This is a genomic window from Microbacterium sp. NPDC087868, assembly GCF_044900755.1.
GTDB lineage: Bacteria > Actinomycetota > Actinomycetes > Actinomycetales > Microbacteriaceae > Microbacterium > Microbacterium galbinum.
In genome coordinates, this window is the sequence record NZ_JBJDNO010000003.1 from 379,715 (window position 1) to 392,063 (window position 12,349).

A 12,349-nucleotide genomic window follows, 5' to 3' on the forward strand; every position below is an offset into this window, starting at 1 on the left:
ATGCACCCCCCCTGGGTCATAACCCCACCCCACCGGTGCAGCCCCCAGATTCGTTCGCACGGGGCTTGCGCGCGCGGGCCCTGGACCCGCCGCGCGGGGAGCCAAAAACGGGGCGTGACCGCACCCCTCGCGAGTGGGGCGCTGACGTCGACCAGACAGTGGGTCGCTGAGCCTGTCGAAGCGTCCCCTCCGAGAGCGTCACGCGCGATCGTGGAGGGTGACGTGGTAGCCGTCGGGGTCGGCGAAGGTGAAGGTGCGCCCGAACGGTCCGTCGATGGGGGCGGCGACGATCGTGCGCCCATCGGCGACCAGGGCGTCGTGGATGCTCTGCACATCCGTCGCGTGCAGCCAGAGGGCGACGCCGATGCCGGGCTGCGCCGTTGCGGCGAGATCGGTTCCGGGCACGATGTCGCGCAGCGCGAACGCGATCGGCGTGGTCGTGAACACGACGGCGTGCGGAGGCCCGGCGGGCGAGCGCACGAGGCCGAGGTACTTCTCGTAGAACGCCTGCGAGGCGTCGAGGTCGCGCGTCTGCAGAGAGATGAAGTCGGGGCCGGTGACGGGCATGGGATGCTCCTTCGATACGTGTCAGTTTTCTGACATGCATCAATCTATGTCAGAATACTGACATGAGTCAAGACGGCATCCACCTGCCGACCTCCCTCGGGTATCTATTGAAGGAGGCCGCGAGCGCCCTGCGATTCGCGATGGAAGAGGCCCTGCGCCCCCTCGACATGACCATCACGCGATACTCCTGCCTCGAACTGCTCGCGCAGCGCCCCGGCCTCTCGAACTCCGACCTCGCCCGCGGCGCCTTCGTCACCCGGCAGTCGATGAACGTGCTGCTGCAGCAGCTCGAACGCGAGGGGCTCGTCGTGCGGGCATCCGAAGCCCCGGTCGGCAAGGCGCTCCCCACCGACCTCACGCCCGCCGGGCGCGACCTGCTCGCGCAGGCGACCGCCGCGGTGCGCGCGGTCGAGAAACGGATGCTGTCGAGCATGAGCGCCGACGATCAGCAGGTCGCGTTCCACCTGCTCCAGGGCATGGTGCGGTCGCTGCGCGCGGACACAGGCACGTGAGCGTCAGCGCCAGTCGTAGCGCGCGCGGAAGCCGAGTTCGTCCTGGATGCGGCGGGTCGACATGAGCGATCCGAACTCGGCGAGATCCTCGGCCACGGGAACGCCGGGGAACCACCGTTCCGCGACCTCGCGCGAGGGCGCCGCATTGCCCGACTCGGGAGCTGCGACGTTGTAGACGCGGAACCCGGGGGTCGCCGCCTCGAGCGCGAGCGCCACGGCTTCGGCTCCGTCGCGCGCGTCGACCCACGACCCCAACAGGTCACGGCGGTAGTCGGGCTCGGATGCCGCGGCGAAGGTGTCGTAGGCCTCGGGCGCGACGACGTTGGTGAAGCGCAGCGCGGTGATCGAGGCATCCGGATGCCATCCGACGAGCTGCGCGGCCATCGCCTCTTCGACGACCTTGCCGAGGCCGTAGGTGTTGAACGCGCGCGTGTAGGTCTCGTCGACCGGGAGCGACGGCGGCGCGACCTCGAAGGGGAAGCCCATGGCCGTGATGCTCGACGCGAGCACGACGGTGCGGATGCCGGCGCGATGCGCGGCGAGCAGGACGTGCGAGGAGACCAGCACGTTGTTCTCGAAGGTCGCGGCATCGGGCACGAGCCCGTTCACCGGAATCGCGGCGAGGTGCACGAGGGCGTCGATGCCCTCATGGCGCGCAGTCACCCCGAGCAGCGCGTCGAGCGTCTGCCCGTAGTCGGTGAGGTCCACGCGCGTGAAGCCCGCCCCGGCGGGGCCGGCGAGGTCGTAGCCGATGACCTCGGCTCCCCCGGCGCGCAGTCGTTCGACCGTCGCGCGACCGAGCGTGCCGCTGCTTCCTGTGACCGCAATGACCATGGGGACCTCCGCGTCCGAGTCTGGCAGGTGATCGACCTCGCCGACCTCCATGCCCTAGTATTGAAACGTCACAATTCTAACGCGATTCGCTACGACAACGCTTTGTCTGCGTCTCTGAAACGTTTCGAAATCTTGGGAGTGTCCAATGCCGGCCACCGTATCCGCCGTTCGCTTCGAGCATCACCGCGAGCCCCTGGGCATCGGCGAGTCACGCCCGCGCCTGTCATGGGTGATCGACACCGCTCCCACCGGATGGACGCAGACCGCCTCCCGCATCGAGATCGACACCGATGGCGCCGTCGACACCTTCGAGATCGACTCCGACGCGCAGGTGCTCGTGCCGTGGCCGGGTCGGGCACTCCACTCGCGCGCCCGGGCATCCGTACGCGTGCGGGTGCGCGGCACCGACGGCGAATGGAGCGACCCGAGCCCCTGGGCCACGGTCGAGACCGGACTGCTGCACCCCGAGGATTGGACCGCGGGCCCCATCGGCGCGATCTGGAACGAGAACCCGATGCGCGACGACCGCCGGCCCGCGCTCGTCCGCCGCGACTTCACCGTGCGCCCCGGCCTCGTGCGCGCCCGCCTCTATGCGTCGGCCCACGGCCTCTACCAGGCCGAGATCAACGGCGAGCGTGTCGGCACCGACGTGCTCTCCCCCGGCTGGACCGTCTACCGCGAGCGCCTGCGCTACTACACCTACGACGTGACAGACCTGCTCGCCGAGGGCGACAACGCGATCGGCGCGTGGCTCGGCGACGGCTGGTACCGCGGGCGTCTCGGCTGGCGCGGCGGCTTCCGCAACGTCTTCGGCGACGATCTCTCCTTCATCGGTCAGCTCGAGCTCACCTACGCCGACGGCACGACCGAGACCGTCGCGACCGACACCCGGTGGCGGTCGGCGCCGAGCCCGATCCTGCACTCGGGAATCTACGACGGCGAGACCTACGACGCCCGCGAGGAGCTGCCGGGATGGAGCCGCGCGGGCTACGACGATGGCGACTGGCAGCGCGTGCAGCTGCGCCGCCGCGACCCCGCGACGCTCGTGGCGCCGACCGGCCCGCCCGTGCGCGTGACCGAGGAGGTGCACCCGGTCACCGTGCTGCGCACCCCCGCCGGCAAGCGCGTGCTCGACTTCGGGCAGAACCTCGTCGGCGTCGTGCGCCTGCGCGCCACGGCCGCCGCGGGCACGACCGTGACGCTGCGCACCGCCGAGGTGCTGCAGGACGACGAGCTCTACACGCGCCCGCTGCGCGACGCGGTCTCGACCGACGTCTACACGTTCGCCGGGCGCCCCGAGGGCGAGGAGTGGGAACCGCGCTTCACCTATCACGGCTTCCGCTACGTGGAGGTCGACGGCTGGCCCGGCGACATCGATGCGGATGCCGCGGCCGGCGCTCTCGTCGCCCGCGTGCTGCACACCGACATGGAGCGCACGGGCTGGTTCGAATCCTCGAACCCCCAGCTCGACCGCCTGCACGAGAACGTCGTCTGGGGCATGCGCGGAAACTTCGTCGACATCCCCTCCGATTGCCCGCAGCGCGACGAGCGCCTGGGATGGACCGGCGACATCCAGGTGTTCGCGCCGGCAGCATCCTTCCTGTACGACTCCTCCGGCATGCTCGCCGGCTGGCTGCGCGACCTGGAGGCCGAGCAACTGCCCGACGGCACCGTGCCCTGGTACGTGCCCGTCATCCCGGCCGACACCATGTGGACCCCGCAGCGCCCGGGCGCCGCCTGGGGCGATGCCGCGACCATCGTGCCGTGGACCCTGCACCGCCGCTTCGGCGATGAGGGCGTGCTGCGCGCGCAGTTCGACAGCGCCCGCGCGTGGGTCGACCTGCAGGCCGAGATCGCGGGTCCCTCGCGGTTGTGGGACACCGGGTTCCAGCTCGGCGACTGGCTCGACCCTGCTGCTCCCCCGCACGACCCGGCCGACGCCCTCACCGATCGCTACCTCGTCGCCTCGGGCTACTTCGCGTACTCGGCACGGCTGGTCGCCGACATGGCCGCGACGCTGGGCGAGACGGCGGATGCCGCGCACTACACCGCCCTCGCCGCCGAGGCGAAGGCGGCGTTCATCGGCGCCTATGTGGGCGACGACGGGCGGATGACCTCCGACGCGCAGACCGCCTACGCGCTCGCCCTCGAGTTCGACCTGCTCCCCGACGAGCTGCGCGCCCCCGCCGCCGCCCGGCTCGCCGCGCTCGTGCACGCCGGGGGCAACCGCATCGGCACCGGGTTCGTGGGCACGCCGCTCGTGACCGACGCCCTCAGCGCGAACGGTCAGCTCGACGCCGCCTACGACCTACTCCTCGAGAAGGAGTGCCCGTCGTGGCTGTACCAGGTGGGCATGGGCGCGACGACGGTCTGGGAGCGCTGGGACTCGATGCGCCCCGACGGCTCCGTGAACCCCGGGTCGATGACCTCGTTCAACCACTACGCGCTCGGCGCCGTGGTCGACTGGATGCACCGCGTCGTCGCCGGCCTCGCCGCCGATGCCCCGGGTTACCGACGGATCCGCGTCGCCCCGCGCCCCGGCGGCGGACTCACCTCGGCAGCGGCCCGGCATCGCACCCCGTTCGGCGAGGCCGCGGTCTCGTGGCGGATCGACGCGGGCGTGCTCCACGTCACCGCCGAGCTGCCCGTCGGCACCACCGGCGTGCTCGCCCTCCCGGGGCAGCCCGAGGAAGAGGTCGGGCACGGCACGCACACGCGCTCGGTCGCGCTCGACAGAGCGGATGCCGACGCCACCGACTCCGCCGCGGAGGTGACCGCATGACCCGCGTCGCCTTCCTGCACACCGGGGCCGTCGTGATCGGCCCGGTCGTCGACGCCGCCCGCGCGGCCCTGCCCGACGCGACGTTCGTGAACTACCTCGACGACCGGATCGTCGCCGATCTGGGCGACGCGGAGCGCGCGGCATCCGTCGCCGAGCGTCTCGCGCACCTCGCCGGCGCCGCGCGCGATGCCGGAGCCGACGTCGTCATGCTCACGTGCTCGTCGATCTCGGGCTACGCGGCTCCCACCGCCGAGCGTGCCGGCATCCCCGTGCTGCGCATCGACGAGGCGATGGCCGATCGGGCCGTCGCCACGGGCGAACGCGTCGCCGTGATCGCCACCCTCCCGACCACCCTCGCCCCGACCGTCGCGCTGCTGCGCGAGCGCGCCGCGATCGCCGGCGTCGAGCCGACGATCCTCGACGAGGTCGTCGACGGAGCGTTCGCCGCGGTCTCGGGAGGGGATCGCCCGCAGCACGACGCACTCGTCGCCGCCGCGATCGAACGACTGGCCGCCCACGCCGACGTCGTCGTGCTCGCCCAGGCCTCGATGGCCTCGGCGGCCGAGAGCGCACGGGTCGCCGTGCCGGTGCTCACCAGCATCGCGCCGGGGGTCGCACGACTCGCCGAGCTGCTCGCGAACGACGATCCCGATACCCGCACCGCGACCCCGGAGGACGCCCGATGACCACCGCCACACGACCGCGCACGCTGACTCCGCTCGGCACCGACCACGCTCGCTGGGCGAGCGGTTTCTGGGGCACCGTGCAGGAGCGCACCCGCGACGTCACCGTTCCGTCGATGTGGGACTCGCTCCGCGATCCCGCCGTGAGCGCGGGGTTGCGCAACTTCCGCATCGCCGCCGGCCTCGAGCAGGGCGAGCACGTCGGACCGCCCTTCATGGACGGCGACTTCTACAAGTGGATGGAAGCCGCGATCGCCCAGCTCGAGGTGCGCTCCGATCCGGCCCTCGCCGAGACGATCGACGAGCTGGCGCGACTCATCGCCTCGGTGCAGCGCGCCGACGGGTACCTGCACACGCCCACGCTGATCGCGGCGCTCGGGCCGGTGGCGGCCACAGACCTCGCCGACAGGTTCCACTTCGAGACCTACAACCTCGGCCACCTCATCACGATGTGCGTGCGGCATCACGAGGTCACCGGATCGCCGCTGCTGCTCGACGTCGCCGTGCGCGCCGCCGGGTACCTCGAGGATCTCGCCGAGAACAAGCCGGTCGAGCTCGCCCGCAGCGCGATCTGCCCCTCGCACTACATGGCCGTTATCGAGCTGTACCGCGCGACCGACGACCGCCGCTGGCTCGGGCTCGCCCAGTCGTTCCTGCGCGTGCGCGACGACTTCCAGGGTGGCGACGACAACCAGGATCGCCTTCCCGTGCGCGAGCAGTACGTGGTCGCCGGGCACGCCGTGCGGGCGAACTACCTCTACGCCGGGCTCGCCGACCTCGCCCTCGAGACCGGCGATGCCGACATCGTCGAGGTGCTCACGCGCCTCTGGGACGACGTGATCGACACCAAGCTCTACATCACCGGAGGTTGCGGCGCGCTCTACGACGGCGCCTCGCCCGACGGGCATCCCTGGCAGGAGCAGATCAGCCGCGTGCACCAGGCCTACGGCCGCGCGTATCAGCTGCCCCACACCACCGCGCACGCCGAGTCGTGCGCGAACATCGGCATGATCCTCTGGGCAGAGCGGATGCTGGCGCTCACCGGCGAGGCGCGCTTCGCCGACGTGATCGAGCAGATCGCCTTCAACGCGCTGCTCGCCGGGATCAGCCTCGACGGCACCTCGTACTTCTACACGAACCCGCTGCGTCAGGTGCGCGAGCTGCCCTTCGAGCTGCGTCGTGCGGGCGACACGGGGCTGCACCCGGTGCCCGCCCCGCCGAAGTCCGACGAGCGTCTGCGCGAGCGGTACCTCAGCTGCTTCTGCTGTCCGCCGAACACGACCAGGACACTCTCGCGGTGGCACGAGCGTGCGGCGTCCGTCTCGGAGGCCGGTCTGCACGTGCACCAGTACGGCGGCAGCGAACTGCGCGCCGTGCTCGACGACGGGCGGATGCTCGCGCTCACCGAACACAGCGACTACCCGTGGGATGGACGGATCGTCTTCACCGTGACCGCGGTCGAAGCGGGCGGACTGCCCGTGCACCTGCGCATCCCCGGATGGTCGTCGGATGCCGCGCTCACGGTCGCGGGCGAACCCGTCGCGGCGAGCGCTCCCGGAACCTACACGCGGATCGATCGGCCCCTCGCGGTCGGCGACGAGATCGTGCTCGATCTGCCGATGCCGGTGCGCGTGCTGCGCGCCCACCGCCTCGCCGAGGAGGCCGCGAACCAGGTCGCCGTGCAGCGCGGTCCGGTCGTCTACTGCGTCGAGGAGGCCGACCTCCCCGATGACGTTCTGCTCGAACAGGCGGCGCTGCGCCGCGGTGCGACGTTCGGCACCGAACGGATCGAGATCGACGGGCAGCGCCTTCTCGCCGTGACGACGACGCTCCAGGCCATTCCCGGCACCTCCGACGACGCCCTCTACGCCGACATCGACGCGGCCCCGCTCGTCGAGATCCCGACCCGGCTCGTGCCGTACTTCGCGTGGGGCAATCGCGGCCCGGGCGAGATGTCGGTCTGGCTCCCGATCGTCTGGTGACCCGATGAGCGACCACGTCACCGCGACCTACGTCATCGAGACCTCGCTGCCGCTGCAGCAGGCCGCCGAGACCCTCGCCGGGGAGCAGTCGACCGGCACCTTCGTGCGGGTCGAGCGCGAATCCGACGATCTGCGCGCCCGCTTCGCGGCGCAGGTCGTCGACCTCGAGGAGCTGCCCCTCACCGGTGACAGCGCCCTGCCCGGCACCGTCGGTGACCCGGCGCAGCGGCGGCGCGCACGGATGCGTCTGCGCTTTCCGCTCGACAACTTCGGGCCGTCGATCCCGAACCTGCAGGCGGCCGTCGCCGGCAACCTGTTCGAGATCAAGGAGCTCGCGGCCGTCAAGCTGGTGGACCTCGACCTCCCCGCGGCCTTCGGCGAGCGCTACGGCGGCCCCCGCTTCGGACTCGCCGGCACGCGCGAGCGGATGGGACGCCCGGACGGCGCACTGATCGGCACGATCGTGAAGCCGAGCATCGGCCTCTCGCCGGCCGATCTCGCCGAGGTGGTGGGAGAGCTGGCCGAGGCGGGCGTGGACTTCATCAAGGACGACGAGCTGCAGGGCAACGGCCCCACCGCGCCGCTCGCCGAGCGGGTGGCCGCCGTGATGCCGGTGCTGAAGCGCTACGCCGACCGCACCGGGCGCATGCCCATGTACGCGTTCAACATCACCGACGACATCCATCTGCTCGAGCAGAACCACGACCTCGTGGTCGCCGCCGGGGGTACCTGCGTCATGGTGTGCATCAATATGGTGGGCCTCGCGGGCCTCGCGCACGTGCGGCGCTTCACGCAGGTGCCGATCCATGGCCACCGCGCGATGTTCGGCGCGATCAGCCGCTCCCCGCAGGTCGGCTTCTCGTTCCGAGCCTGGCAGAAGCTCGCGCGGCTCAGCGGCGCCGACCATCTGCACACCAACGGCATCTCGAACAAGTTCTACGAGTCCGACGACGAGGTGCTCGCGTCGATCGCGGATGTGCGCACGCCGTTCGACGGTGTGGGCGACACGGTGCCGGTGCTGTCGTCGGGCCAGTGGGGAGGGCTCGCCCACGCGACCCGGCGCGCGGTCGGGTCGTCGGACCTGCTCGTGCTCGCGGGCGGCGGTATCCACGGTCATCCCGACGGCGCCGCGGCCGGTGTCGAGAGCATGCGCGCCGCGTGGGCGTCGGCCGAGCGCGGTGAGACGCCCGCGCAGGCGCTGGCGGCATCGCCCGAACTGCGTCGGGCGACCGAGCGTTTCGGGGCGGTCCGTGACTGATTCGCCGCTGTCCCCGCCGGCTGTCGCCTACTACGGCGACGACGTCACCGGCAGCGTCGACGTGCTGTTGCAGTTCGCCCGGCACGGGGTGCGCGGATGCCTGTTCATCGGCACGCCCTCGGCCGCGGCTCTCGCGGATGCCGCCGGCTCCCACGAGGTGGTCGGGATCGCCGGCATCGCCCGCTCGCTCTCACCGGATGCGCTCGACGCCGAGGTACGCCCCGCTCTCACGGCCCTGCGCGATCTGTCGCCCCGCATCGTTCAGTACAAGGCGTGCTCGACGGCCGACTCCTCGCCGACCGTCGGGAGCCTCGGCCGGGTGATCGAGATCGGCCGCGAGCTCTTCGGTCCACGGACTGTTCCGGTGCTCTTCGCCCAGCCCGACTTCGGCCGCTACACGGTCTTCGGCCACCACTTCGCGGCCGAGGGCGGCACCGTGCACCGGCTCGACCGCCAGCCGACCATGTCTCAGCATCCGTCGACGCCGATGGACGACTCCGACCTCGCGGCGCACCTCTCGCGGCAGACCCCGCTGCCGATCGACGGTGTGCCGCTCACCCGGTACTCGACGGCGTCGTCGCTCGCCGCAGAGATCGACGGCTCCCCCACAGCCGCTCTCGTGCTCGACGCCCTCGACGACGGGCATCTTGCGCTGATCGGCACGGCATTGGAAGAGCTGAGTACTGAACGGCATCCGCTCTTCGCGATCGGATCGGGCGGTCTCAGCAGGGCGCTCGCGCTCGGGCGTCCGGCATCCGCCCTCGCCGACGAGCGCACCGCCGGCGGCCCGGTGCTGGCCGTGTCGGGCAGCCGCTCGCCGCAGACCCGGCGCCAGGCCGCCGCCGCGCAGGCGGCCGGCTGGGCGGTGCGCCCGCTCTCCCCGGATGCCGATGCACAGACCGAGGTCGTCGCGCTGCTGCGAGCGGGCCGCAGCGTCGCCCTCTCGTCGGAGGATGCCCCGGCGTTCGCCGGTCACCCCGATGTGCTGGCGGCGATCGCCGATGCGGCGACGTCCGTCATCCGCGGGGCTCTCGGCGCCGGGGCGACCCGCCGCCTGATCGTCTGCGGCGGCGACACGTCGAGCCGCGTCGTGCGCTCGCTCGGCATCGCGAGCCTGTCGATCGCCGCGAATCCCGGCGCGAACGTGGTGATGTTGCGCACCCGCAGCGATGATCCCTCGGTCGACGGCGTCGAAGTGCTCCTCAAGGGCGGGCAGGTCGGCGACGACGGGCTGTTCGAGGCGGTGCGGGGTGGGGCTCGCTAGAGCGCGCGTCGATCGGGCGGCGTGCGCAGTTCCTTCGCGATGATCAGAGATGTCGGCACGTGCCCCGCCGCAAGCACGACAGCGCTGGCGGCGATGAACGGATTGCTCAGCAGCCCACTCGCAGCGAGGTAGACCAGCACGGGGAGCGCGGCCATCGGTACCGGCAGCGCCCACGTTCGCCGATAGAGCGAATCCGGGGTGCGCTCGACGACGTACCGTGCCCACAGGGCGTAGTACGCGACCAGCGCCAGCCCGCCGGGCACCGCCCACCACACGCTCATCGCGCCGGGGAGCGTGACGGCCGGCACGACCAGGCACAGCGCTTGGCCGCTGCGCTCCAGCACGGCGAGCACGCCGGGAACTCGCGGTCGGGGGAGCGGCGACCGCGGCGGAAGCACCCACAGCAGAAACGTGGGAGCCAGCACCGCCAGGGAGATACCCAAGCCCCACGGTGAGAATCCCATGGCCACAGGCTACCGAGCCATCTCTTCACCTCTGTCGCGCAGGATCCGGGAGAGACGACTCTTGCGCAGATTCTGCGCGACGATCCAGCCCACGTCGGGATGGTCGGGATCCAGCCCGAGGAAGGCGTCCAGGGCTACGTCGGGGTCCGCCGCCACGACGACGCTCCAGCAGTAGCCGAGGGTCTGGCGCAGGACTCGCACGTCCGGAGCACGACGGCGCTCCCTCGGCCAGGTGACGAAGTGCGCCGTGGTCGTCGCGCAGACGCCGAGAGCATCGCCGACCGTTCGCGAGTCGCGCAGCAGCCGCGGCTCGCAGATCGCCGCAACCGCCGCGCGCTGGAGGAGCGGATCGGTCTCTTCCGCCCAGGACTTCACGATGGAGAGAAGCGCGGCGATGTCCCGATCGCCGAGAAGCTGCAGACCGAAGACCGCTCCTTCGCGGACGCGCCACCGCTGGTCCTCGGCGTGGCCACGCAGTCGCCTGAGGACGTCGGCGTCGTCGGATCGAGCACCGCGGGATGCGGCGACGCACATCATCGCGAACTCGTCATCCGTCTTCGCGAGTTCGGCAATCACCGCCGGTTCGGCTGTGCGAGCTACTGCGGAGACGAGCGCGAGGTTCGCGCGGGGACCGGGAAGCCCGGAATGCATGGTGAGGAAATCGGGCCACTCGGTGGAGGGGAGCGCCCGAAGCCTCGTCTCCCATTCGACGTCGTCGGTCATCGCCCGATGATACCCATTCGCTTGCCGTCGGCAGTTGACGGATCTCTCGTACTGCCGTAACTTATGAAACGATTCATCTTTACAGAAAGCGAGTGACAATGTCCGTCCTCACCCCTGACCACCTCGCCGCGCTCGAGAAGCAGGGCATCGAGCTTCCCAGCTGGGCTTTCGGCAACTCCGGCACGCGCTTCAAGGTGTTCGGCACCCCCGGCACGCCGCGCGACCCGTGGGAGAAGATCGCGGATGCCGCGCAGGTCAACACCTACACGGCTCTGGCGCCGAGCGTGGCGCTGCACATCCCGTGGGACCTCGTCGACTCGTTCTCCGACCTGCGCAAGCACGCCGAAGATCTCGGCGTGACGCTCGGCACGGTCAACTCCAACACCTTCCAGGACGACGACTACAAGTTCGGCGCGCTCACCCATGAAGACGCCGCGATCCGCCGGAAGGCGATCGACCACCACCTCGCGTGCATCGACGTCATGGATGCCACCGGCAGCCGCGACCTCAAGATCTGGCTCGCCGAGGGGTCGAACTACCCCGGCCAGGCCGACCTCCGCGGCCGCCAGGACCGCCTGCAGGAATCGCTCCAGCAGATCTACGCCCGCCTCGGCGACGACCAGCGACTCGTGCTGGAGTACAAGTTCTTCGAGCCGGCGTTCTATCACACCGATGTTCCCGACTGGGGCACCTCGTATGCGCAGGTGGTCTCGCTCGGCGACAAGGCATCCGTCTGCCTCGACACCGGCCACCACGCCCCCGGTACGAACATCGAGTTCATCGTCATGCAGCTGCTGCGCCTCGGCAAGCTCGGATCGTTCGACTTCAACTCGCGCTTCTACGCCGATGACGACCTGATCGTCGGCGCCGCCGACCCGTTCCAGCTCTTCCGCATCCTCTTCGAGGTCGTGCGCGGCGGCGGTCTGAACAACCCCGATGTCGCGTTCATGCTCGACCAGTGCCACAACGTCGAAGACAAGATCCCCGGCCAGATCCGCTCGGTGCTCAACGTGCAGGAGATGACGGCCCGCGCGCTGCTCGTCGACCGCGACGCCCTCACCGCCGCGCAGAAGTCCGGCGACGTGCTCGCCGCGAACGCGATCTTCATGGACGCGTTCTACACCGACGTGCGCCCCGCCCTCGCCGAGTGGCGCGAATCGCGCGGCCTCGCCGCCGACCCGATGGCCGCCTACGCGGCATCCGGCTACCAGCAGAAGATCGCCGCAGAACGAGTCGGTGGCGTGCAGGCCGGCTGGGGCGCCTGAGCGCGCCGTCCCTCG

General features: G+C 71.0%; 11 protein-coding genes. 7 read left to right on the forward strand and 4 right to left on the reverse strand.

The annotated features are described in order from the left end of the window. Window positions 1-198: 198 nt before the first annotated feature. Window positions 199-567 carry a VOC family protein gene (locus ACI2JZ_RS12085; RefSeq protein ID WP_404597711.1) on the reverse strand — a complete coding sequence of 123 codons (369 nt, stop codon included), beginning with the start codon at window positions 565-567 and terminating at the stop codon, window positions 199-201. A 62-nt stretch (window positions 568-629) separates the two neighbouring features. Here ACI2JZ_RS12085 and ACI2JZ_RS12090 point away from each other — a divergent pair, with 62 nt between their 5' ends. Continuing rightward, window positions 630-1,079, forward strand: coding sequence for a MarR family winged helix-turn-helix transcriptional regulator (locus tag ACI2JZ_RS12090; protein WP_404597712.1), 450 nt, complete (start codon window positions 630-632; stop codon window positions 1,077-1,079). A 3-nt stretch (window positions 1,080-1,082) separates the two neighbouring features. Here ACI2JZ_RS12090 and ACI2JZ_RS12095 read toward each other — a convergent pair whose 3' ends face one another. Beyond that, window positions 1,083-1,913, reverse strand: a complete 831-nt coding sequence (locus tag ACI2JZ_RS12095) for an NAD-dependent epimerase/dehydratase family protein (RefSeq protein ID WP_404597714.1) — start codon at window positions 1,911-1,913, stop codon at window positions 1,083-1,085. 145 nt (window positions 1,914-2,058) lie between these two features. Between ACI2JZ_RS12095 and ACI2JZ_RS12100 the strand changes: the two genes are divergently transcribed. Genes ACI2JZ_RS12100 through ACI2JZ_RS12120 form a run of 5 tightly spaced genes read left to right on the forward strand, consistent with a single transcriptional unit; the run spans window position 2,059 to window position 9,882 of the window. Then, a complete protein-coding gene (locus tag ACI2JZ_RS12100; protein WP_404597716.1) occupies window positions 2,059-4,695 on the forward strand; it encodes a family 78 glycoside hydrolase catalytic domain in 2,637 nt (878 codons plus the stop codon). Then, window positions 4,692-5,381, forward strand: a complete 690-nt coding sequence (locus tag ACI2JZ_RS12105; RefSeq protein WP_404597717.1) for an aspartate/glutamate racemase family protein — start codon at window positions 4,692-4,694, stop codon at window positions 5,379-5,381. The genes ACI2JZ_RS12100 and ACI2JZ_RS12105 overlap by 4 nt, the downstream gene beginning before the upstream one ends. Beyond that, entirely contained in the window at window positions 5,378-7,360 is a 1,983-nt protein-coding gene (locus ACI2JZ_RS12110) for a glycoside hydrolase family 127 protein (RefSeq protein WP_404597719.1), read from the forward strand. Before ACI2JZ_RS12105 ends, ACI2JZ_RS12110 begins: the two co-directional genes overlap by 4 nt. A gap of 4 nt (window positions 7,361-7,364) precedes the next feature. Then, a complete protein-coding gene (locus ACI2JZ_RS12115; RefSeq protein ID WP_404597721.1) occupies window positions 7,365-8,618 on the forward strand; it encodes a RuBisCO large subunit C-terminal-like domain-containing protein in 1,254 nt (417 codons plus the stop codon). Continuing rightward, window positions 8,611-9,882: a four-carbon acid sugar kinase family protein gene (locus ACI2JZ_RS12120; RefSeq protein WP_404597722.1), complete on the forward strand. Its 1,272-nt coding sequence runs from the start codon at window positions 8,611-8,613 to the stop codon at window positions 9,880-9,882. Before ACI2JZ_RS12115 ends, ACI2JZ_RS12120 begins: the two co-directional genes overlap by 8 nt. Here the strand turns inward: ACI2JZ_RS12120 and ACI2JZ_RS12125 are convergent. Beyond that, window positions 9,879-10,346, reverse strand: a complete 468-nt coding sequence (locus ACI2JZ_RS12125) for a hypothetical protein (RefSeq protein ID WP_404597723.1) — start codon at window positions 10,344-10,346, stop codon at window positions 9,879-9,881. The two genes, ACI2JZ_RS12120 and ACI2JZ_RS12125, sit on opposite strands and share 4 nt — an antisense overlap. 9 nt (window positions 10,347-10,355) lie before the next feature. After that, complete coding sequence (locus ACI2JZ_RS12130) at window positions 10,356-11,069, reverse strand: HEAT repeat domain-containing protein (RefSeq protein ID WP_404597724.1); 714 nt, start codon at window positions 11,067-11,069, stop codon at window positions 10,356-10,358. Window positions 11,070-11,167: 98 nt separating this feature from the next. Between ACI2JZ_RS12130 and rhaI the strand changes: the two genes are divergently transcribed. Next, window positions 11,168-12,334 (forward strand): L-rhamnose isomerase, encoded by a 1,167-nt coding sequence (rhaI, locus tag ACI2JZ_RS12135; protein WP_247624729.1) that lies wholly within the window; start codon window positions 11,168-11,170, stop codon window positions 12,332-12,334. The last annotated feature ends 15 nt before the right edge of the window (window positions 12,335-12,349 follow it).